At 40.3% G+C, this 20,862-nt stretch carries 22 protein-coding genes and 1 pseudogene; 16 read left to right on the plus strand and 7 right to left on the minus strand.

Features of this window, described 5'->3' with window-relative positions:
• Position 1 precedes the first annotated feature (1 nt).
• The 3 genes and pseudogenes from PCH02S_RS20075 (at position 2) to PCH02S_RS20085 (ending at position 2,128) form a co-directional block, all read left to right on the plus strand.
• On the plus strand, positions 2 to 1,285 hold the full coding sequence (locus PCH02S_RS20075; protein ID WP_127455724.1) for a M48 family metalloprotease: 1,284 nt from the start codon (positions 2 to 4) through the stop codon (positions 1,283 to 1,285).
• 57 nt (positions 1,286 to 1,342) lie between these two features.
• Positions 1,343 to 1,828, plus strand: a complete 486-nt coding sequence (locus PCH02S_RS20080) for a dihydrofolate reductase (RefSeq protein ID WP_127455725.1) — start codon at positions 1,343 to 1,345, stop codon at positions 1,826 to 1,828.
• A gap of 13 nt (positions 1,829 to 1,841) precedes the next feature.
• A pseudogene (locus PCH02S_RS20085) lies at positions 1,842 to 2,128 on the plus strand (VOC family protein).
• 103 nt (positions 2,129 to 2,231) lie between these two features.
• Here the strand turns inward: PCH02S_RS20085 and PCH02S_RS20090 are convergent.
• Complete coding sequence (locus PCH02S_RS20090) at positions 2,232 to 2,870, minus strand: DUF1796 family putative cysteine peptidase (protein ID WP_127455726.1); 639 nt, start codon at positions 2,868 to 2,870, stop codon at positions 2,232 to 2,234.
• Between the two features lie 577 nt (positions 2,871 to 3,447).
• On the opposite strand from PCH02S_RS20090, the gene PCH02S_RS20100 reads away from it, so the two are divergent.
• The 10 genes from PCH02S_RS20100 to PCH02S_RS20145 all read left to right on the plus strand — a co-directional run bounded on the left by PCH02S_RS20100 (position 3,448) and on the right by PCH02S_RS20145 (position 12,771).
• The gene (locus PCH02S_RS20100) at positions 3,448 to 3,558 is read left to right on the plus strand and encodes a YjcZ family sporulation protein (RefSeq protein ID WP_127455728.1); all 111 of its coding nucleotides are present in this window, start codon (positions 3,448 to 3,450) and stop codon (positions 3,556 to 3,558) included.
• 427 nt (positions 3,559 to 3,985) lie between these two features.
• Positions 3,986 to 4,660: a response regulator transcription factor gene (locus tag PCH02S_RS20105; RefSeq protein WP_127455729.1), complete on the plus strand. Its 675-nt coding sequence runs from the start codon at positions 3,986 to 3,988 to the stop codon at positions 4,658 to 4,660.
• Complete coding sequence (locus PCH02S_RS20110) at positions 4,657 to 6,063, plus strand: HAMP domain-containing sensor histidine kinase (RefSeq protein WP_246069177.1); 1,407 nt, start codon at positions 4,657 to 4,659, stop codon at positions 6,061 to 6,063. The genes PCH02S_RS20105 and PCH02S_RS20110 overlap by 4 nt, the downstream gene beginning before the upstream one ends.
• Positions 6,064 to 6,165: 102 nt before the next feature.
• Positions 6,166 to 6,783, plus strand: coding sequence for an undecaprenyl-diphosphatase (locus PCH02S_RS20115; RefSeq protein ID WP_127455730.1), 618 nt, complete (start codon positions 6,166 to 6,168; stop codon positions 6,781 to 6,783).
• Between the two features lie 189 nt (positions 6,784 to 6,972).
• The gene (locus tag PCH02S_RS20120; protein ID WP_127455731.1) at positions 6,973 to 7,887 is read left to right on the plus strand and encodes a hypothetical protein; all 915 of its coding nucleotides are present in this window, start codon (positions 6,973 to 6,975) and stop codon (positions 7,885 to 7,887) included.
• A 79-nt stretch (positions 7,888 to 7,966) separates the two neighbouring features.
• Positions 7,967 to 8,704 (plus strand): ABC transporter ATP-binding protein, encoded by a 738-nt coding sequence (locus PCH02S_RS20125; protein ID WP_127455732.1) that lies wholly within the window; start codon positions 7,967 to 7,969, stop codon positions 8,702 to 8,704.
• Positions 8,697 to 9,443: an ABC transporter permease gene (locus PCH02S_RS20130; RefSeq protein ID WP_127455733.1), complete on the plus strand. Its 747-nt coding sequence runs from the start codon at positions 8,697 to 8,699 to the stop codon at positions 9,441 to 9,443. The genes PCH02S_RS20125 and PCH02S_RS20130 overlap by 8 nt, the downstream gene beginning before the upstream one ends.
• A 17-nt stretch (positions 9,444 to 9,460) precedes the next feature.
• Positions 9,461 to 10,939: a sensor histidine kinase gene (locus PCH02S_RS20135; protein ID WP_127455734.1), complete on the plus strand. Its 1,479-nt coding sequence runs from the start codon at positions 9,461 to 9,463 to the stop codon at positions 10,937 to 10,939.
• The gene (locus tag PCH02S_RS20140; protein WP_127455735.1) at positions 10,936 to 11,622 is read left to right on the plus strand and encodes a response regulator transcription factor; all 687 of its coding nucleotides are present in this window, start codon (positions 10,936 to 10,938) and stop codon (positions 11,620 to 11,622) included. The genes PCH02S_RS20135 and PCH02S_RS20140 overlap by 4 nt, the downstream gene beginning before the upstream one ends.
• Positions 11,623 to 11,649: 27 nt before the next feature.
• Positions 11,650 to 12,771 (plus strand): MGDG synthase family glycosyltransferase, encoded by a 1,122-nt coding sequence (locus PCH02S_RS20145; RefSeq protein ID WP_164819642.1) that lies wholly within the window; start codon positions 11,650 to 11,652, stop codon positions 12,769 to 12,771.
• A 45-nt stretch (positions 12,772 to 12,816) separates the two neighbouring features.
• Here PCH02S_RS20145 and PCH02S_RS20150 read toward each other — a convergent pair whose 3' ends face one another.
• The 3 genes from PCH02S_RS20150 to PCH02S_RS20160 form a co-directional block, all read right to left on the minus strand.
• Entirely contained in the window at positions 12,817 to 14,184 is a 1,368-nt protein-coding gene (locus tag PCH02S_RS20150; protein WP_127455737.1) for a HAMP domain-containing sensor histidine kinase, read from the minus strand.
• Positions 14,185 to 14,189: 5 nt separating this feature from the next.
• The gene (locus PCH02S_RS20155) at positions 14,190 to 14,888 is read right to left on the minus strand and encodes a response regulator transcription factor (protein ID WP_127455738.1); all 699 of its coding nucleotides are present in this window, start codon (positions 14,886 to 14,888) and stop codon (positions 14,190 to 14,192) included.
• Between the two features lie 129 nt (positions 14,889 to 15,017).
• Positions 15,018 to 15,542 (minus strand): C40 family peptidase, encoded by a 525-nt coding sequence (locus PCH02S_RS20160; RefSeq protein WP_127455739.1) that lies wholly within the window; start codon positions 15,540 to 15,542, stop codon positions 15,018 to 15,020.
• A 262-nt stretch (positions 15,543 to 15,804) separates the two neighbouring features.
• On the opposite strand from PCH02S_RS20160, the gene PCH02S_RS20165 reads away from it, so the two are divergent.
• On the plus strand, positions 15,805 to 16,410 hold the full coding sequence (locus PCH02S_RS20165; protein ID WP_127455740.1) for a DedA family protein: 606 nt from the start codon (positions 15,805 to 15,807) through the stop codon (positions 16,408 to 16,410).
• 71 nt (positions 16,411 to 16,481) lie between these two features.
• On the opposite strand, the gene PCH02S_RS20170 is transcribed toward PCH02S_RS20165, so the two are convergent.
• Positions 16,482 to 17,246, minus strand: a complete 765-nt coding sequence (locus tag PCH02S_RS20170; protein ID WP_127455741.1) for a YheC/YheD family protein — start codon at positions 17,244 to 17,246, stop codon at positions 16,482 to 16,484.
• A gap of 252 nt (positions 17,247 to 17,498) precedes the next feature.
• On the opposite strand from PCH02S_RS20170, the gene PCH02S_RS20175 reads away from it, so the two are divergent.
• On the plus strand, positions 17,499 to 18,047 hold the full coding sequence (locus tag PCH02S_RS20175; protein ID WP_127455742.1) for a hypothetical protein: 549 nt from the start codon (positions 17,499 to 17,501) through the stop codon (positions 18,045 to 18,047).
• 40 nt (positions 18,048 to 18,087) lie between these two features.
• Here the strand turns inward: PCH02S_RS20175 and PCH02S_RS20180 are convergent, their stop codons facing one another.
• Positions 18,088 to 19,398: an amidohydrolase family protein gene (locus PCH02S_RS20180; protein WP_127455743.1), complete on the minus strand. Its 1,311-nt coding sequence runs from the start codon at positions 19,396 to 19,398 to the stop codon at positions 18,088 to 18,090.
• A 170-nt stretch (positions 19,399 to 19,568) separates the two neighbouring features.
• On the opposite strand from PCH02S_RS20180, the gene PCH02S_RS20185 reads away from it, so the two are divergent.
• A complete protein-coding gene (locus tag PCH02S_RS20185; protein WP_127455744.1) occupies positions 19,569 to 19,997 on the plus strand; it encodes a MarR family winged helix-turn-helix transcriptional regulator in 429 nt (142 codons plus the stop codon).
• Positions 19,998 to 20,255: 258 nt separating this feature from the next.
• Here the strand turns inward: PCH02S_RS20185 and PCH02S_RS20190 are convergent, their stop codons facing one another.
• The gene (locus tag PCH02S_RS20190; RefSeq protein ID WP_127455745.1) at positions 20,256 to 20,816 is read right to left on the minus strand and encodes a GbsR/MarR family transcriptional regulator; all 561 of its coding nucleotides are present in this window, start codon (positions 20,814 to 20,816) and stop codon (positions 20,256 to 20,258) included.
• Positions 20,817 to 20,862 lie beyond the last annotated feature (46 nt).

The raw sequence follows: 20,862 nt of genomic DNA on the forward strand, positions 1-20,862 counted from the left end.
AATGAGTACGAATATTGAAATGCTGGAAACAACAATATGCCCAAATTGTATGGAGATAACTCCTGTTCTCAAAGGCTTTATGACTTGGTGCGATAAATGTGAGTGGAATTTGAAGGCCGATGATAAAAAGGGGAAACCAAGAAATATTTTTGAACGAACCTATTTGCAGGTTGGCGAGAAAATGGGGGCCGGATTATTACAGACTTTGATCCATAAAGGTAGTTTACAGACAACGTTTTCATGGATGCGCCTGTTCACTTACCTTGCCGCTTCTGCCGTTCATTTGTTCAGTTTATTCCTTTTTGTAAGTGGGATACTTATGATCGTGTTCAATTTTCAAAATATGATTATTCTGATTCTTGGTTGTTTACTATTGCTATTTTCATGGGCGACTAGACCTCGCTTTCATAAATTGAATGAGAAAACATTGGCGAGAGAGGCATTCCCTGCTCTATATCGCACGATGGATGATATCGCTAAAGCAATGGGGTCAGAGCCTGTGGAAGGTGTTGTAATAAACGAAAAGTTTAATGCTTCCTACAAAGAAATTGGCTTGGGCCGAAAAAAAATCATTACCTTAGGACTACCATTAATTCAAATTCTTGATGAAAAAGAGTTAACGGCATTAATTGCTCACGAGCTGGCTCATGGTATCAATGGGGATCAAAATAGAAGTTACTGGGTGGGGTCCGCTTTTTTTACGTTGACTTACTGGTATTCCGTTATACGACCTGATCGGCTTTGGGACCCCAGTTATCGGCTTCTTGCTTTTTTTATGTTTTTTGCGAATCTGGTTCTGTTAGCATTATCCCAATTCATTTATTTCCTTCTTTATGTCCTTTGCCATTTATTTTGGCAAGATTCCCAGCGTGCTGAATATTTAGCTGATCAACTCGCGGCTCAGACGGCAAGTCCTAAAGCCACGATATCCTTGTTAAATAAACTGCATCTTGACGCCATGTTCGAATTTACGATTTTAAAAGTAATCAATTCTAAGAGAATAGGTCATTTCTTCGAAGATTTTCAGGAGCAAATCAGGATTTTACCGCATCGGGAAATGGAAAGGTTGAAGCGAGCTTCCGTAAAAGCTGGGGCACGGCTAGATGCTTCACATCCTCCAACTGCAAACAGAGTCTCCTTCATCTCCAACTTAAAGCAAGAGGAGCCGTTATACAGAATGGATAAGGAAACTTTTGAACAACTGAATGCTGAATTAGATCAATTAAAATTATCTATGGAACAGAAGCTTATCGATTATTATAAAAGATATATATTATTGCAGTGATGGTTATTGTGTAGAATTAGCCATATCTTAAGGCAAACATGTTAAAGGATGGGGTAAGTGGAGATATATCTAATTGCCGCAATGGACAAAAACAGAGTTATTGGAAAAGATAATGACATTCCATGGAGAATTCCTAATGACTGGCGGTATGTTAACCAAATAACAAAGGGGCATACAATTGTATTAGGGAGAAGGAATTTTGAATCCATTGGAAAGGTACTTCCCGATCGTAGAAATATTATATTAAGTAGAGATACAGAGTTAAGCATAGAAGGTTGTGAAATGGCGCATTCCATCCAAGAAGTTTTTGATCTATGCCAGAATGAAGAGAAGATATTCATTTTTGGAGGAGAACAGATTTACAAACTATTTATGCCATATGTTAAAAAAATGTATGTAACAAAAATTCATCATGAATTTGAAGGAGATACCTATTTTCCAGAAATTGATTTCAGTGAATGGAAGGAAGTATCCGTTGAGAAAGGGATAACTGACAGTAAGAATCCGTACACTTATTTTTTTCATATTTATGATAGAAATTAGGGAGGAGTCAAATATGATTCAATCAATAGTTCATATAGCTCTTGTGGTCAAAGATTATGATGAGGCAAGGAACAAAATAGGTTTATCGGAAACCAGACGGGTGGTAGAGTTTTTCTGTTTTTAAACACGGATGACTTCTGGAGAGATTACAATGACATGGTGGCAAAAGGAATTGAGTTCGTTAGAGAGCCCAAAGAACAATCTTATGGTATTGTCGCCGTATTTAAAGATCTATATGGGAACCTATGGGATTTGCTTGAGTTAAATGAGGATCATCCTATTCATAAGAGAATCAAATAATTTCCATTGGGGCTATCCGCTTGCGAATCGTTAGGTCAAACAAACCAGGAGCAGATCGCCGCGGCAACTGCTCTTTTTGTCATTGAGGATTGCAGGGTCAAACTCAACGAAGGGACGAAGCTTTCAATTTTAAACCGTTCATACACGTATCCCAAGCTTGGTTAGATCCTCTCCAGTCTTCCCCTTGTGGTAGGAGCACCGAGCTAATGCCATTTAACCCCCAAGACTCGTAAATCACATCTTTGCTGTCTTTCTGGTGGTTATTTACGATCAGAAGGTGGAATTTTCCATGTTTCAGCTTTTTTAATGCGGCATGCAGCTCTTGTGCTTCCTTTTTTGTAGCATTGGTTCTAATAAAAAGAATGGGTTGACCTTGCATAGTTTTCATAAACCGATCTACGCGTCGATTGAGCTTTTCTTTAAACGCGGGATAAGCATCACGCCATCGCTCTGCAGTGAGATAAAGAGGGAAGTCATGGAAAGATGTAACGCCACTTGCGTTATCTCTTATAACAAAGCATTCATAGGTAGTGCCAATGAGTTCAAGCTGGTTAAGTTCCATAAATCCTTTGAATCGATGATTTATCAAACGAACCACTTCCTCTGTCGAATCGGAAATAAACCAATCTAGGGGTCCCGCATATTTTCGTAAGCCCAGTCTTCTAAGCTGATGGGCTGTTTGACATGTAGAACCTAGACTAATGTAGGCCTTATAACCACCTAGGGAATCGCGCGATTTCATAACTTTCACTCCCTTTTCAACAACCGGTCTCCTTCACGATGATGAGTAGAATTAAATTATGCAAAAATTAAATTTCCGCTTGGGCAAACGTGTAGTTCAACCTGTTATTTCACTACCTCAGAACAATAATTGAAAAATGAAGCAGAATATAGACTTATGCCCAAGCAATGATGACGTACTGTGCGTATGATTATACCGTAATGAAAATTTACTTGAAGGGAATGACTAGATATGAGTGGTGCAAGTTGTGCTGGTTATGGTGTTAACAATGCAGCAGCTGTTCTGGTTCTTTTTATTCTTTTGGTTATTATCTTGATGACTTTTGCAATCTAACCTGACATCGTAAAAAACAAAAAACGGTCTTATCGCGAAATGAAGCGATACAGACCGTTTTTTTGTCGTTTAAAGATAATGCGTGGGCACATGGCTGGAATTTGTACTATTTTTCCGGGATGGTTTAAAAAGGGGATGACCCGAAGTTATTTATACTCGATTTGGTACATACGTCCAATCAATCATGGCGTAACCAACATATTTTATTCCGTAGTGACATTTCACCAGAGGGGAATGAGTACACATGGGAGCAGTAGGTTATGGTGGTAGTTGTGCAGGTTATGGTAACAACGCAGCAGCAATTTTGGTTCTCTTTATTCTTTTGGTAATCATCACATCCGCATTTGTATGGTAATTTCTTAAAATGAAAAAAACGGCCCATTCGCGCAACAGTCGCGAACACGGGCCGTTTTTTCTCTTTGTTAAGGGAACCTGGGGCCGTTATTCCTGGCAAAATCGGTCGATTCCACGTGTTCGCGGAACTACAGGGCTCTATTTACTTGCCAATCTCCGTTTTCCCTGCCAAAACGGAGAAATAGCGGACGCTAGTTCGCTTCAGCTCCGCAATGGCCACTTTACGGTTAAATAGCGGCCTGTATCGGCATTAATTGTAAGTACATGGTAAGGATTCGAATGCTTCTGTGTAATTCTCATTAAATTCTCATTTTTTATTGTTAAAGTCGTTCAATGGGATGATACTGTATAGAAAAACGTCTTGATCTTCAAACTACTTGGGGATACAGGCACTGGTAAACTTTAACTTATGGATCAGGGAGATAACGATGAAACGAATATTGCTCATTGAAGATGAAAAAAACTTAGTCCGATTTATTCAACTGGAGCTGGAGCATGAATTATTTGAAGTGCAGGCCGCTTATGATGGGAAAACCGGATTGGAATTAGCGCTTCAAGAAGAGTGGGACTTAATATTGTTGGATCTCATGCTGCCGGGACTTCATGGCATTGAGGTGTGTCGACGGATTCGTGCAGCCAAGAAGACACCGATCCTGATGTTGACAGCCAGGGATAGCGTTGTGGATCGTGTATCTGGCTTAGATAGCGGTGCTGATGATTACATGCCAAAACCATTTGCCATTGAAGAATTATTAGCTCGAATAAGAGCTATTTTTCGCCGCACGGAGTTAGAAAGAAACGACACGCATGAAAAGCTTTCTTTTCAGAATATTACTGTCGATGTGGATGCCCGTATTGTCTATAAGGATCAACAAATTGTTCCGCTTACGAAACGCGAGTTCGATCTATTAGTTATGTTCATGAAGAACCATAATCTTGTCTTAACACGTGATATGCTTTTGGATCAAGTATGGGGGTATGATTCTTTGGTTGAGACAAATGTTGTCGATGTCTATGTGAGGTATTTGCGAAACAAACTAGGTTATAACGGTGAAACAAATTTAATTCATACCATAAGAGGAATAGGATATGTAATGAGATGATAGAACGTCTAACCATGATGATTCGGCGCCTTCCGATCAAGTGGAAGCTCATGTTTGGGGCTACCGCGTTAATCTTTTTGATATTTGTAACCTATAATTTTGCTCAATACATAGTGCTTAAACAATGGATGCTGAAACAGGAGAAAGACCAAATTCAAGTCAATATGATTCAGCTTGAAGACTATTTTAACGAGAAATTGAATAGGACAGAGACTTTGCAAATTTCAGATAGCCGATCTTATTTAGAGAAGATTATTGGAAAAAATCAAATGATACGTATCCTTGATAAGGAAGGGAATGCATTACTGACTGTTTCAAATCATTTTGATGAGAACTTGGTTTCACGGAAACCAACTAGCTCTCAAGAGCTAACCGACATTACCCATCAGGAAGAGCACATTTTAATATACAGGAGTCCACTGATTACCAATGCCTTTGTTGGGACTATTGAGCTGGCAAGTAATTTGGAAACATTCGATCATTTTAGCGAGACAATTTTGTGGGTAATGGCAGTCGGTGGGGTACTGGCTATTTTTATTAGCGGACTCGGTGGTTTAGCCATTGCGCGGCAGTTCATGCGTCCGATTCGAACGTTGGCATCAACTATGCAGAACGTCCAGGAGAATGGACTTAAGGAACGAGTTGTGCAGATCGAAAATGGGGACGAATTATCCAGTTTAGCGAAACTTTTTAATGAATTGATGGATCAACTGGAAGTATCCTTTCGTCAACAGAAACAGTTTGTTGAAGATGCTTCCCATGAGCTTCGAACGCCGATAACCATTTTGGAGGGGCATTTATCGCTCTTAGATCGCTGGGGCAAATCCGATCCTGTTGTGCTCGATGAATCACTGTCAGCATCTCTGCAAGAGGTAAGGCGTTTGCGAGGTATTGTTCAAGAATTACTGACATTAACGAGAGCAGAGTCTCAATTCTCATATGAAAATAGAGAGCCAACCCAACTTGAACCTACTATTCATGAGACGATAAAAAGATTGGAGTTAGTTCATCCGGATTTTGTATTTGAGATGAATTTGGTGAAAATTAGAGATGTTTTCATATCGATAAACCCACTGCATATGGAGCAGATTCTCTTAATTATTTTGGATAATGCCGTCAAATACACGAAAGAAGATAAAAGAATTTTAATTGAAGGAACAACATTTAAAAATGAAGTTGAAATAACCATCGCAGATCATGGAGTTGGCATTCCCAAGGAGGATCTGGCGCATGTCTTCGACCGTTTCTACCGTGTGGATAAGGCAAGGAGCCGTGAATTAGCAGGAACTGGACTTGGGTTAAGCATTGCTAAGCGTCTCGTCAATACTTATCAGGGAGAAATAACGGTCAGCAGTCAGGAGAAAGTTGGAACAAAAATAAGTGTGAAGTTTCCAAAGTTATAAATTTATATTGTTATGTTTTCTCATTTTCCTCTCATTTTCCTCATGTAAAGTTATTGTCATGTCGTCTTTGCGGCATCTACTATAATTAAAGGATTGATGAAAATGAGTTTCGCTCAGTTGGATTATCAGTTGTTTCAAATGGTTAATGGGTTAGGACGCACGATGGATGTTCTAAATCCTGTTATGCGTATGTTTGCTTCTTATGCTGAGTACGTATTTTACATTGGCATAGTGATTTATTGGTTTACTAGGCATCGAATCCAACGCCAAATGGTTGCGCAATCGCTTGTTTCTGCCTGTGTAGCATTTGCATGCAGCGGAATTATCGGACATTTCTTCTATCGAGACCGTCCTTTCGTAACGCATACGGTACTTCAATTGATTGAACATCCTGCGAATGCTTCATTTCCAAGTGACCATGCAACCGGCGCTTTTGTCATTGCTGCTTCCATTTGGATTTTTCGTAGAAAGGAAGGAATGGTGTGGCTTGTCTTAGCGGCTTGTATTGCATTATCGCGAGTATGGACAGGGGTTCATTACCCATCAGACGTTTTGGCAGGAGCAGTGCTCGGCATAGCTGCCGCGGCTGTTGTACATCAATTATTAAACAGGGTTCCAAAAGCGCAAAATATTCTATTCCGAGTTATTCATTGGTATGAAGTTGTGGAGAACAAAGTTTGGAAGAAGAAGATCGTTAGCGAATATTCAGCAAAACTATAAGTCTCTATAAATCCGTTCAAGTGATGAACGGGTTTTTATTTTTTGAATAAATGGATAGTTAAGAAAGTTTTAAGAAATGGTTCATAAGCGTTTCATTTTTGTTGCCTATGATTTAGTTGTAAGCCCAATACCAAAAAGGAGAGACTTTGAGCTTCACTCAAAGATCCCTCCCTATATTAGGAGGAAATCATGAAAAAAAAGTGGATCATGTTAGGCAGTGCTGTTGGGATTAGTAGCATCGTTATGGTGACAACTGGGTTTAGCGCAATGGCGAGTACATCAGGGTATGAAGCCTATAAATCAGCGCTTAAAAATACCAAAACGGTTCAAAATGTTGCTGTACAAGCAGAAGCGGCGTTACAGGATAATGGAGCAGTGCTTGCTAGTGCGAGTGGAAATTTTAAAGTCAGTCTAGATTCGAAAACTGCAAGCGGAAACGCAGATGTAGCAGTCGGCGGCACACAGCAAGCACTTAGCTTCTATAAGGAAGCCAACCAAACAGTACTTAAATCAGCTGCCAGTGATGTGTATTTCGTGAAACAAGAGAACGTGAAGAAACATAAAACCGAGAATAAGCTGAATTCAACGGAAATACCTCAGCAAGTTGAAACGGTCATTGATGCGCTAGTCGGGAATCTGAAAGACTATGTAGCTGTTGATACGAAGGACGATGGTTCCAAAGAGATTTCGATACAACTGGATAATGCGCAAATTCCAACTGTAGTAAACGCATTAGCGCCAATTGCTATTAAAGAAGCTACTAAGACCGAACACGACGGCGAAAAAAATGATGATGCTGTTCAGGCGAATGCCCTACCATTTCAAGAGGATTTTCTGAAAAATGCAGCTCCTCAACTGACCCAGGACATCAAAATTGAACATGTATCGATTAAAGCAACAGTGAATTCAAATAATTATCTTTCTCATCAAGAAGCGGATCTAACCGTATCAGGCAAAGATGATGCCGGCACCGTACATCAAGTGACGCTGCACCTTCAAGCGAATCTTTCAGATTATAATCAAACAACACCCGAAACCGTTGATCTTACTGGAAAAACGGTGCAAACGTTGAAGCACGATCACCAAGGAAAGCAAAATCAATAATGGTTTACGCAAGTTAGATGCTCATGCAGACAGGCTTCCCTGTTGAAGCTTGTCTGCTGTTCATGAATGGGGGAAGCAAATGAATATCATTTTAGAAACAACTAATCTATGTAAAGAATATGGCAATAAACGCGGAATTCGCGATATGACGCTTCGGCTATATGCTGGTGATGTGTATGGTTTGCTCGGGCCAAACGGTGCAGGGAAAACGACATTTTTAAAATTGATAACGGGTTTAATTCGACCGGATCAAGGAACAATTACTTTGTTTAATCATAAAATTCCCGAACATTTTGAAGCGGGGATGCAGCATGTAGGCACGATGGTTGAATCGGCGGATTTTCATGATTTTCTTACAGCAAATCAGTATTTAGAATTAGTAGCTCGGTTCTACCCAGCTGTCGTATCGAAACAAATCGAAGAAGTATTAGAGCGTGTAGGCTTACTTAAAGTACGCAAAGAAAAAATTAAAGGCTATTCAACAGGGATGAAACAAAAATTAGCGCTTGCCGCGGCTATATTGCCTGAACCGAAACTCGTCATATTAGATGAGCCTACGAATGGATTGGATATTGAAGGAACCGTGATGTTTCGGAAATTAATCAAGCAGTTGTCCACGGAAATGGGAACCTCATTTCTAATTTCGAGCCATATGATTCACGAGTTAGAACAGTTATGTAATCGAGTTGGGATCGTTATAGGGGGGCAGTTGAGAAGAGAAGGATATGTCTCTGACTTATTGCAAAAAAATCAATCCCTGGAGCAATTCTATATCGATGAGCTTCAGCTTCCAAAGGAGGACAACGCGAGTGCATAGATGGCGTGCTGCTTACCTTAATGAACTTTACTTAATGTTTTATCGAAAAAAAGTCGTGATGTTTGCTATTTTTTCAGCTTTATTGCCGATCGTACTCGCTGTTTCACTTCAAGCATTACAGCCTTTCCTTGGACTTTTTGCAGTTAGCCAGTCTTTTCCGATTGAGATGCTATCGATTTATACGAGCATTTGGATCCCGCTCTTGATTTTAACCATCACGGCTGATTTATTTCCTGGCGAAGTAGGATCCAGAACGATGAAACTTGCTTTACTACGACCCAATTCACGGTTTCAAGTCTATGGTACAAAAGCGGCTGCTCTTGTCACCTGTATGGCTGGAATCCTGATTCTACTCGGCATCGTAACCTCTATTTGTAGCTATTTTGCTGGAACAACATCTAGCTTCACGGAAATATTGGGAATGTTGAAAGCCTATGTTGCTGCTTTTGTTTCTATGGTAGCCTTATCGTCCTTGTTTGTATTTGTTTCACAGTTTTTCAAATCAGCCAGTGGATATATGGTTTTTGCACTCATTCTTTTTGCAGCAGCTAAAATAGCGCCATTCTTGTTGCACAATTTCGCTGCCTTTTCACCAACATCGTATACAGATTGGCATATGTTATGGTTAAGTCCGTCCGTTTCCAATGGTAAATTAGTAACGACTTCACTTTTCCTGATTTCAAGTTGTATGTTGTTTATGGCACTAGGTTACTATAAATTCGATCGAAAAGAAGTATAAATAAACGGGGTCTGCACATGTCAATTCGTCTAAAATTATTACTTTCCTATGCAGCCATGCTGCTAGTTCCACTCGTAATGATGATGATTACAGCCATCTTATTAATCGTGGTATTCCGCGGAGACTTCCAGGGTATTCGCGAACAAGTGAGCTCGGGAGTCGGACTATTCGAGAATCAGAATCTAGAGCATACGTTCAAGGAAATGAAACGAACCTCGGAGAAAAATCCGGCCATGCTTGCCGACCTGACTTATCTGGCAGACATCGATCAAGAACTGCAAACCAATAACTCAAGGATGATTGTACGAAAAGATAATACATTTGTGTATATATCTCCAACCTTGGAAAATTCGGATGTACTTCAGCAATTACCGGTATTTAAGCATCCTGGCCATCCGGAACACGAAGATGCCAAGCATATTGGGAACGAATTACTGGAGATTAGTTCTTTTGATTTTTATTTTTCTGGCCAGCAGTCTGGAAGTGTCTTTATTATTACGACTGTTAATCCGTTAGTTAATTTTATACAGAAATTTTTCCCGGCTCTTTTTATAATGCTCCTTATTATATTAGTTCTGACGCATAGCTCATTAACTTATTTTGTTTCTAAAAGTATTATTTCACCCCTAAGCAAGTTAAAGAATGCAATGAAAAGGATCCAATCCGGTGATCTGGATTTCCAAGTTCAGATAACAAGCACCGATGAGATTGGGCAGCTCAGTATAGCCTTCGAACAAATGCGCAAACAACTGAAAGAATCTATTCAAACGCAAGTTCAATATGAAGAAAACCGAAAAGAATTGATTTCTAACATTTCGCACGATATTCGGACCCCGCTTACGGCGATTAGAGGTTATATCGATGGACTAGGTGATGGAATTGCAGATACCACGGACAAAAGACAAAAATACATCGAAATCATTTCATCCAAAGCGGAAGAAATGGATCATTTAATCGATGAATTATTTCTTTTTTCTAAACTGGATTTGAAAAGAGTACCGTTTAACTTTGAAGTCGTCAACTTCTCCGATTTTCTAATGGATTGGTCGGACGAACTTGAATTTGAACTCCATAAAAAAGGCATCCATTATAAGTCAGAGATCGCAGTTGACCAGCAAACACTGGTTTCCATTGATCGAGACAAAATAAGACGTGTTTTTTCTAACATTGTAGACAATTGCTTAAAATATATGAACAAAACGGAAAAGTCCATCACTTTGCAAGCAAAAACTGCAGGGACAAGCGTCATTATAGAAATTAGGGATAATGGGGCTGGTGTAGAAGCTGAAGCGCTCCCATATATTTTTGATCGCTTCTACAGGGCAGATCCGTCTAGGAACAGCAACAATGGGGGAAGCGGGTTAGGGTTAGCGATTTCCAAACAAATGATCGAGGGGCATGGCGGGTCCATTAGCGCACACAGTATGAAAGGCGAATGGACTTCTATTACCATAAAATTACCGCAAAAGTTGCGTAAAGACGGTGGGAATGAATGAAACGGGTACTTATTGTTGAAGATGAACAGCTCATTGCAGAACTTGAACGTGATTATTTGGAGGTAAATGGATATAAGGTCGATATCGCAACTGACGGCGAACAAGGCCTTAAGTTGGGTCTTAGTGGAGAGTTCGACTTAATCATCCTTGATGTCATGCTGCCTATATTAAACGGATTTGAGGTATGCAAGCAAATTCGCGAGGAATATCAGATTCCAATCTTGATGGTAACCGCCAAAAAAGAGGATATTGATGTTATTCGCGGACTAGGTCTAGGGGCTGATGATTATATTACGAAGCCTTTCAAACCCGGTGAATTAGTAGCAAGGGTTAAAGCACATTTAGCACGATACGAACGATTAATTGGTACCAAAGAAAATAAAGATGAGATTCGCATTCAGGGACTTTTAATTGATAATAGTTCCCGTCGGGTATTTGTTCATGATCAGGAGATTAATATAACAACCAAAGAATTTGATTTGCTCTATTTTCTAGCTACGAATCCAAATCGAGTATTTAGTAAAGATCACCTATTTGAACGGATTTGGGGATTTGATGCTATGGGAGATGCCCAGACGGTTACGGTCCATATCCGTAAATTAAGAGAAAAAATTGAAGTTGATCCATCCAATTCGCAATACATTGAAACGGTATGGGGAGCAGGTTATCGGTTCCGGTTATAAAAGTATGTGATGAAAGGTGGTAGGCATATGATACCATTTAATCCTCGTGTTTTAATCCTTACGGCTAATTATGGGAATGGACATCTCCAGGCTTCTAAAGCATTGTTACAGCAATTCAATCAGCAAGGTGTGGAGAATGTGAAGATTGTGAATCTAATGAAGGAAGGCCATCCATGGATCCATTCGATTACATCTACGTTGATTAGCAAAAGCATGAAAGTTTCGCGGCTAGGAATTGACTATTATGGTTGGAGCTATTATTTGACACGGGAAACCAAAGAAACGGCCTTATTTCAGAAGTCGATGACCTATTTAGGGCAAAAGAAGCTGAGAGAGATTATTCACGAAGAACGTCCGGATGTAGTCGTCAATACGTTCCCCTTCGGTGCATCTCCAATCGTTTGTAGTTCAATGGGGATTAAGAATTATACCGTGCTTACAGATTACGCTTTGCATGCTAGTTGGCTTCACCCGAAAGTCGATCGATATTATGTGGCAACGGAAGACTTAAAAAAGCAAATCATTGAAAGAGGAATTAACAAGGACCGAATAGAGGTTAGCGGAATTCCGCTCAGACAAGAGTTCGCCAATACGAGGATTCGTGCAAGAAATCAGCCGAAGAAAATCATTCTTATTATGGCCACGGATAGCGGTGTAACAAGTTATATCGAGGAAATGATGCGCACGCTTTTTCTTATAAATCATTGTCAATTGGTCGTTGTTTGTGGTCATAACGAGAAGTTAAAACATAGATTGGAAGTAGAGTTTGCAGCTTATAGCGGGATAACCATTCATGGGTTTGTTGATAATCTTCATGATTGGATGGCGCAAGCGAGTTGTATGGTAACGAAAGCAGGCGGATTAACATTGACAGAGGCCATAGCCTTAAGAGTGCCGGTTTTCATTTATAAGCCTAATGGTGGGCAAGAGAAAGAAAATGCTCTATATTTATCACGCCGCGGCGTAGCTTCAATCTCAAATAAAATCGAAGAGCTTTCGAAAAGCATTCAATATTTCATTCATCATCCTCAGAAATATGAAGAAATTCGGGATCATATGGAGGAATTGCACCGAAGTCATGCAGCAGCTCATATCGTAAAAGATATCATGCATCATTGGAATGGCCAATTCATGTTAGCGTCAATTTAGGGGAGGCATGATCCAGATGAACATCCAAGCCAAAACCTCCAAGTCCTAAAACGGGTTGGAGGTTTTCAATTTGGGGATGGTAACGATGACTTCTGTTCCGTTATGCCGATCGCTGGTTATTTGAATTGTGCCATGATGTAAATTGACAATGCATTTAGCTATGGCTAGACCTAAGCCTGAACCGCCGGTTTGTCTGCTTCGGGATCGATCTACACGATAGAATCGTTCGAAGACGAAAGGTAATTCTTCTGCGGGAATGCCTATGCCATCATCAACAATGCGTATACAATGATTTGAATCTGTTTGAGAGAGGAAGATCCGGGTGTGATGGTTCATGTATTTCATCGCATTATCCATAATAATGAAGAGGACTTGTTTTATTTGCGGCCGATCTGCTTCCATCATGATGCTGCTTTCGGTGGGGATAAGTATGAATTCTTTGTCGGAGAGTGGCTGAAGAAGTTGAATGTTCTCTTTACATAGTGTGACAAGATCAAATAAGGACAGCGTTAATTTAGGCTCATGGTCGAGTTCAGCCAATTCAAGCAATTGATAAGTAATGTGTTTCATACGCTTGCTCTCGGTATGAACAGCGTTAAGAGCTTCCATACGAAGGTCTATGTTTTCAAAACCCCATCTGCGAATGAGAGACGAATAGCCTTCAATAATCGTAAGTGAAGTCTTGAACTCATGTGAGGCATCAGATATAAACTGCCGCTGTTTCTTCATACTTATCTCAATCCGTTCCATCAAATGATTAAATGTCTCAGATAATTGATAGAGCTCATCCTTTGATTTTCGATTCAAAGGGAGTTTGGTATTCGCAAGACTCGTTTCGATCTCTTTCATCGTCTGAATCATACGGGATAGCGGTAAGAATAACAGTTTGGACAATAAAAAACTAGCAGATAGAGAGAGCAGCATAGCAGCAAGCGTTACGATGCCAATAATACCAACCAATCGGTATAAGCTTTGGTCAAGCTCTATTGGTTCCGTAATGATTTCTAAGGTTCCTATGACTTCTGTTCCTTGGTGAATGGGTGTTCGAACAATCATAACGGTCTGTTCATTAAGTTTTTGCGAATAAGTCTCGTGTGTATCGATGTGTTTTGGCGGAATAACGGCTAGTTCGTCATTGTTGGCTGCTTGGTTTATCACCTTAGAAGAAAGATCAAGTGAGCGAATCATGGAGTGATCGGGTAGATACCTTCTCAATATTCGGTCGTTATCTTCTTGAAGCAATTCCATAGGACTTATATGCGTGAGCATTTGGTTAGCCGTAAATTGAAGCGTTTCGAGCTCTTCCTCTTTTTCGTACTGTGCATAAAGATAGTAAATAATGAAGGTAAGCGGAATTAGGATGCTAATTAACCAAAAGAATGAAAGCAGGGAAGCTTTAGTTTTGATTTTCATATCAATTAGACCTCCAAGAGGTACCCAATACCACGGATGGTTCGAATGTTCGGGTAAGGCGCAAGTAGCTTTTTGCGGACATACCTTATATATACATCCACCAGATTTGAATTCCCAAGGAAATCGTAACCCCATACATGGTTCATGATTTGTTCCCGACTAAGGATTTCATTTTGATGTTCGATCAAATAGACGAGAAGTTCAAATTCTTTTGGTGTAAAGTCGATCTTAATGTTATTCTGTAACACTTCTCTGGAGCGAAGATTCACGTTTGTTCCTTTCACCGTATAAATCAAGGAGTCTTGCTTATTCAGCTCATCATCGGGTTGTTGGAATTGATTTTGGCGGCGTATACAAGCGCGAATCCGAGCAAGCAGCTCTTCCAAGTGAAAGGGTTTCGTTATATAATCCTGGCCCCCCAAATCAAGTCCATTTACAATATCCGCGGGGGTGTCGCAGGCAGTTACCACAATAATAGGAGTTTCTGAATTCTTCTTGCGAAAGGATTTAATCAGTTCAAAACCGTTGTATACAGGAAGCAGAATATCTAGAAGAATGAGGTCCCACTTCTCATTTAATGCTTTTCGTAGTCCTTCTGAGCCATCTGAAGCTAGCTCCACAATATACCCGGCATGAGTGAGTTCTAGTTGGAGCAGCCTTGCTATTTTCTCTTCATCTTCGATGACAAGTAATTTATGTGACATGAACAGCTCTCTTTTCAAGGTATTTGAAAGTAATCGCCTTACATCTTATGTACCTGGAAAGCGGGATGTTCTGCCATAGAAAAAAGCCTCCTTCAGTTGGAGAACTGAAAGAGGTCTTCTGAGCTTAGCTTAGTGAATCACACGACGGGCTGTTTTGTAATTTTTGCTCCACCAGCCAGAGTTCATATCTGAAATCGTAACACCAGGGCTGCCGTAAGTGTGCAAAACCTTTCCATTCCCCATGTAAATACCAACATGATGAATTGGCGAGTAGAAAAAGACTAGATCACCCGGTTGTAGCTGATTTCTAGGAACAAAAGTTCCTACTTGTGACTGCTGCTTAGAAGAACGGGGAAGATTGATCCCATTTTTGCCATAAACATATTGTGTGAAAGAAGAGCAATCAAAGGAGCTGGTGCTGCCTTTTTGAGTACCGAATTTATACCTGACACCGATATATTGTTTACCCGTTGTAAGGATACTATTTGCTTTCCCAGATATCGATGTTGATGTTGAAGCTGCTGTTGTAGAAACATTGCTTGCAGCATGCGCGGATTGCGGCGCCATCATTAGGTTAGCAGATGCAAATAAGGATACACTAAGTGTAATACCTAATAGCGATTTGCTTAGGCGGTTCTTTTTCATGTTGTTCATGATTGGATATCCCCCTTCAGGATCGTGTTTTAGGTTTTCACCTGAGATAACCTTAACATATCCGGTATTCCCTATAGATTACCAAACATGCGGGAATGCTAGGTCCAGTGAGGCTTGAAGGACAATTATTAGAAGATCATGAGAATCGGATGAACGGAAATACCTTGACAATCCAAACATAAGATTCCTTCATGTTTAAAGAATTCTCTCATGTGATTTTCACATTCCTATGATAGGATCAATTCGAGGCAGGTGAAGAAAGATGAATCATCATTCAATGATCTTGTTAATCACCCATTACGGTTATGCCGGTATTTCTATAGCACTTTTCCTTGGCATTGTTGGCATCCCGTTACCGATCGAGATTATCCTGTTAGGTGCAGGCTATATAGCCGTTAAGACGAATTTACATGTAGGTGGCATTATCGGCTTCGCTTGGCTAGGAGCGTGTGCTGGAATGACAGTTAATTACCTCCTGGGGAAAAGTATAGGGCTCGAGCGGATTAGCAAAGTAACCAAGTGGATTAAGCTTTCTGAAAGCAGATTAGAAAATTGGGCAGAGCATTTCAAGAAGCATGGAGCTATCTTACTATTAGTAGGCTTTTATGTGGCCGGTCTTCGACATGCGGCTCCGTTCATTGCAGGGGCAATAAAATTGCGGTTCACTAAATTTATAAGTATCTCGTATTTGGGTGCAATGGCCTGGATTTTAGTTATTGTATTTCTGGGTCAAAAGCTTGGTAAAGCGTGGGATCACATGTTTATGCATTTCCACCATCCTATATGGCTGATTGTCGCGGCTGGTGTAGTCGCTCTGGGTTTGTTAGGAATTAAAATGATGGTCCGTCAACAAAAATTGCCCTCTTAAAACGTAAGCAGCTCCAATCCCCCTGTTTAAGAGGATTGGAGCTGTTATACGGCTGCTAATGTAACCATAGATTATTTGCGTTTTACACGTAAGAACCGGCCGTTTACTCTCGCATAGCGCAGGACTTTGAAGAACATTTTTTTATCTTTTAATTGGTTGAAAATAAAAGGGTCAGGCGCTGTGTTGACTTCCAGCACCCACGGTTTTAAATGTTTGTCGATTCCAATATCAACACCAATTTCTTTAAATCCGGGATAACTCTTTTGATAGTGCCTTGCAATTCGATACCCTAAATGTCTTAAGCTTTGGATATAATCACTTTTCTGCTGATTCTTTAAATGGGAACCAAGTAATAATTCTAAAGGCAGCGGTTTGCCGCTATTATGAAAGTTCGTTACGATCTTGCGAGGATGAGCAACTCGGCCAATATAACCCGTTGTTTCCCACTTCTTATGAGTGTTCTTTTGAACCATGATACGTGTGTCGAAGATTCGCTTCTGGTGCGTTAAGAGATGAATACCTTGCTGTACAAGATAGGATCTGTTTAACTTGGCTTTGCTTAGAGCGGCGAATAAGCTTTGAAACGTCCCAAATGATTTAACTGTTTTGCCAGCCTGATAACGATATTTATCATATTTCTCTACACGAATAACACCTTGTCCGCAAGAACCATTGATTGGTTTGACATAAACCATTTTATGCTTATTTAGCATTTGAAAAAGGTTCGATTGACTGTAGACTCTTGTTTCCGGTACAAATCTGCGAAGTTCCTTGTTTAATAAGAGCACCTTTGTTTTGACCCATTTGCTGCCAATTGTTCGAGCTCTATTCACCATTTCAGCACCTCTTGTTTTCGATATCATTCGAGTTATCATATTCAAATGAAGTTGAGGGACTTGGAGTAGAGTTTAGTTCAAAAATTAAATTTCTTTAATTGATAAGGGGGATTAATTCATTAGTGAATTTGAAGATACAACTTACCTGGGCTTTTTCATCGGATCGGTAATTTTAAACGAAACTTTAAAACTTATCTTTCAGCGATACAAGGAAAGACGATATGAAGACTCGAAGATATTGGAGGAGTTAAGATGAATTCTCAGCAACATCTAGAAGTGAAACAAACGTGGATTCCCAAGAAAGAACGCATATGGGTTTTTGGTGCGATGGCAGTGTCCACAATCTATCTAATATGGCAGCTTTGGAGTCTTTTTCATTTACCATCAACAACAATACACAGTCGCCTTTTTGAGCGTACATTCAAAGATTATGGCTCCAATGCCCGTATAGCCCTATTCGTGGTCGTATCGAATTATATTTTAGCTTTTATCATTAAACAACGCACTTTGGGGAAATTCGCTCATCTGAAAAAAGGTTTGGTTATGCTGCTTCGTATTGTCAAGAAATATCATGTTACAATTGCTATTCTCGCTATCGCACTTATCTTACTCCATACGGTTGCTGTGTTTATGTTTGGTTTTAAATGGGATTTCAACAACATTAGCGGGCTGCTTGCATTAATTGTCCTGTTACCGGTACCGATTTCGGGTTTATTCCGCTACAGAAGGCTCGATAAGAAATGGCATTTAAGATGTGGACTAGCGTTTGCTGTGTTATTTTTGATTCATGCATTTTTATAGTGGTTGAAGGTTGTGACAGCAAAGGGCATAGTCTCTGGTTCTAACCTAGTTGCCGCAAACCTTTGAACCACACGGATTTGATTGATAAGGTATCCGAAATATTAGTGGTCGGATCACCGTGTATGAGAATAAGATCGGCGCGCGCACCTTCGATAATCCGGCCGCGATCATGAAGACCAAAGCAACGGGCGGGTTTGGTTGTAGCCGACTGAAGAGCTTCGATCGGAGTGAAACCGGCCATTACCAGAAGCTGCATTTCGTGGTGGACACTGGCCCCATGAGCAAGGCCACCAAGGTTCGGAACCGGAACCGGCGCGACATCCGTTCCTACAAGAATATCAACTCCAGCACGGTGAAGATCCATCACATTCTTAAAGCTGTTTTCCATATTGCCTTGCGGGAACGTATTGAAGCTTGAGTTCAAAATATCGATCCAATCCGGATTTAATTTGGCATGAACCCGCGGGTCATTCGCCAATTCCGAAGCTGGATTTCCGATAATCGATGAATTCAACACCAAACACGGTATAACAAAAGCTCCTGAATTCGCTATGGATTTAACTAATTCGGCCGTGCTCTCGGGTCTGTCGATAAACACGTGGCCCAAACCGTCGACACCAAAATCGATGGCTGCTTTCGATGAAAGAGCCGTCAAGACATGGGCGATGACCAACTTATCGAACTTGTGTGCTTCAGTCACAGCTGTTTTTAGAATCTCATCGCTTAGAACAGGCAGGCCAGGTGCACCCATGACGGTTCCTTCTTCAATCATGATCTTAATATAGTCGGCCCCATTCTCCACTTGGGTATGCACATGTTTGACCGCTTCTTCAACCGTCGTCACTTGAGGGATTTCATCGTGATCGTGAGCGTATGCGGCCAACATTGCTTCCCTGTCTTCCTCGGATAACTTCTCTAGTTCCTTCAATATGAATTCAGGTATTTCATCTCCATCCGGCAGTAATTCGTCTGGGTGTCCACCAGGAGCGGTAATCGCTGTACCAGCAGAACGGACGTCCGCGACGCCATCCACATTTTTTAACTGAATATCGCGTCCTCTTTTAGTAAAATCGCCGTTCATTTCTAGTTCTGTTGTAACGCCGAATTTTAAGGCATCTTGTAATCCGCCGATGGAGGTATGAACATGTGCATCAATCAGACCAGGTATTAGTGTCATATTTTCGCCATCGATAATCGTTGCATCGACTGGAATGTCTCCGCCCACGGAAATAATGGACTCCCCTTTAATGATAATGTGTCTGGGAGCAATAATTTGATATCCATCAAAGATTTGTACATTTGTAATCGCCGTAATTTGTTCTAATACAGCATTTTGGTTTACTTTCTCCATTTTAATTCCTCCCCATGTGTTTTTTTGTGACTCGACACTTCGGAGTATAACTGTTAGAATTCTAACTGTCAATGTACTAATGTTTAGTTGACAATCCTATAGGATCACTGTATATTTTAGCTACTTACAATTAGATTCCTAACAATTACAGAAGGGGACGATGGACGAGCATGGATTCCCGAAAAGATACGCCTTATATGGATTTGTTTCAGATTATCGGTCTTAAATTAAAGAAAAGAGCGGATGAGAGTATAAAAGAACTAGGATTAAGTTCTCAACAAGGAAAAGTAATCGATTACATTTATGAGAACCAAAAAAATCAGATTATTCAAAAGGACCTTGCAGATCGGTTTCATCTACGCGGGGCAAGCATTACAAGCATGCTTCAAGGGCTAGAGCAAAAAGGGTTCATCGAGCGCAAAATCCCGGCCAATAATGAACGGCAAAAAAATATATATGTATTACCAAAAGCGGTTGAATTGATTGAAGGCTTTAATGACTCCTTCCAAAAAGTGGAGGATGAAATCGTTCAAGCCCTTAGTGACGAAGAGAAGATCATCTTAAAGAAATTACTGATCAGAATTAATGAACGCATATAAGGAAGTTTTTGGGCTGGATGCCGCGGAGGAGCTTAAGGGATGGGGTTGCAAGGGGAATCTATGCCTCAGAGCTTGTAGGCGAAACTTATAATAAGGAAAACATGAAATACCGCGCGGTTGCGGTATTTTTTTATTTTAAGATAGATATAGATTGCTGTTAAGAGTGTAAAATCGCAAAAGAGGCGTTCGGATTAACTGATGCCTCTTTTTACTGGTTGACGGAAAAACGACGCATAATGAACCTAAATTATGATCATCCTAGGGCAGATCTTTAGGTACCAGGTTAAAAATTTCTTCTGTTTCAAAACTGTCAATAAGCCGATCCAGCCATTTGTAATATCGAATAGCTTCGTCGATTTTATTAATATCTGTTTGCAGAATGCCTTGCAGCGCAGTATCGTCAGGATATTGCTGACTAAGTTGATTAAGCTCAACTTTTGACTTGCGCAAAGAGCTGAGATTGATTTCTAATGCTTTACGCCACTTCAATGAAAAATAATCGGAGAAAGTTTGGAACCAATCCATTTCTACTTCATAAAGGTCTTTCCGCGACCCTTTCTCCCAAACTTTATTGACCATTTTCAAATCAACCAGCGTTCGCACGCCAGTGCTCATGCTGGTTTTACTCATTTCCATGGCTTCTCTCATCTCATCTAGGGTCATGGGCTTGTTTTGGAAAAAAAGCAATCCATATAGATGGCCGATCGATTGAGTTATGCCATAAAGTTCCATATTTTTGCCCATAGATTCAATGATGCGTTTACGTGCTTTTTGAATAATCAGCTCTTGTTCGGAGCTTATATTGTTTAGTTGTTCCATTCCAAGTTCACCCTGCCTTTATGTGTACAACGTTATTGTAAGAAAC

Source organism: Paenibacillus chondroitinus NBRC 15376 (genome assembly GCF_004000765.1).
Taxonomy (GTDB): domain Bacteria; phylum Bacillota; class Bacilli; order Paenibacillales; family NBRC-103111; genus Paenibacillus_E; species Paenibacillus_E chondroitinus.

Coding starts and splice junctions, on each gene's coding strand:
- PCH02S_RS20075 (WP_127455724.1), top strand. CDS start 2: ATGAGTACGAATATTGAAATGCTGGAAACAACAATATGCCCAAATTGT.
- PCH02S_RS20090 (WP_127455726.1), bottom strand. CDS start 2,870: ATGAAATCGCGCGATTCCCTAGGTGGTTATAAGGCCTACATTAGTCTA.
- PCH02S_RS20100 (WP_127455728.1), top strand. CDS start 3,448: ATGGGAGCAGTAGGTTATGGTGGTAGTTGTGCAGGTTATGGTAACAAC.
- PCH02S_RS20105 (WP_127455729.1), top strand. CDS start 3,986: ATGAAACGAATATTGCTCATTGAAGATGAAAAAAACTTAGTCCGATTT.
- PCH02S_RS20110 (WP_246069177.1), top strand. CDS start 4,657: ATGATAGAACGTCTAACCATGATGATTCGGCGCCTTCCGATCAAGTGG.
- PCH02S_RS20115 (WP_127455730.1), top strand. CDS start 6,166: ATGAGTTTCGCTCAGTTGGATTATCAGTTGTTTCAAATGGTTAATGGG.
- PCH02S_RS20120 (WP_127455731.1), top strand. CDS start 6,973: ATGAAAAAAAAGTGGATCATGTTAGGCAGTGCTGTTGGGATTAGTAGC.
- PCH02S_RS20125 (WP_127455732.1), top strand. CDS start 7,967: ATGAATATCATTTTAGAAACAACTAATCTATGTAAAGAATATGGCAAT.
- PCH02S_RS20135 (WP_127455734.1), top strand. CDS start 9,461: ATGTCAATTCGTCTAAAATTATTACTTTCCTATGCAGCCATGCTGCTA.
- PCH02S_RS20140 (WP_127455735.1), top strand. CDS start 10,936: ATGAAACGGGTACTTATTGTTGAAGATGAACAGCTCATTGCAGAACTT.
- PCH02S_RS20145 (WP_164819642.1), top strand. CDS start 11,650: ATGATACCATTTAATCCTCGTGTTTTAATCCTTACGGCTAATTATGGG.
- PCH02S_RS20150 (WP_127455737.1), bottom strand. CDS start 14,184: ATGAAAATCAAAACTAAAGCTTCCCTGCTTTCATTCTTTTGGTTAATT.
- PCH02S_RS20155 (WP_127455738.1), bottom strand. CDS start 14,888: ATGTCACATAAATTACTTGTCATCGAAGATGAAGAGAAAATAGCAAGG.
- PCH02S_RS20160 (WP_127455739.1), bottom strand. CDS start 15,542: ATGAACAACATGAAAAAGAACCGCCTAAGCAAATCGCTATTAGGTATT.
- PCH02S_RS20165 (WP_127455740.1), top strand. CDS start 15,805: ATGAATCATCATTCAATGATCTTGTTAATCACCCATTACGGTTATGCC.
- PCH02S_RS20170 (WP_127455741.1), bottom strand. CDS start 17,246: ATGGTGAATAGAGCTCGAACAATTGGCAGCAAATGGGTCAAAACAAAG.
- PCH02S_RS20175 (WP_127455742.1), top strand. CDS start 17,499: ATGAATTCTCAGCAACATCTAGAAGTGAAACAAACGTGGATTCCCAAG.
- PCH02S_RS20180 (WP_127455743.1), bottom strand. CDS start 19,398: ATGGAGAAAGTAAACCAAAATGCTGTATTAGAACAAATTACGGCGATT.
- PCH02S_RS20185 (WP_127455744.1), top strand. CDS start 19,569: ATGGATTCCCGAAAAGATACGCCTTATATGGATTTGTTTCAGATTATC.
- PCH02S_RS20190 (WP_127455745.1), bottom strand. CDS start 20,816: ATGGAACAACTAAACAATATAAGCTCCGAACAAGAGCTGATTATTCAA.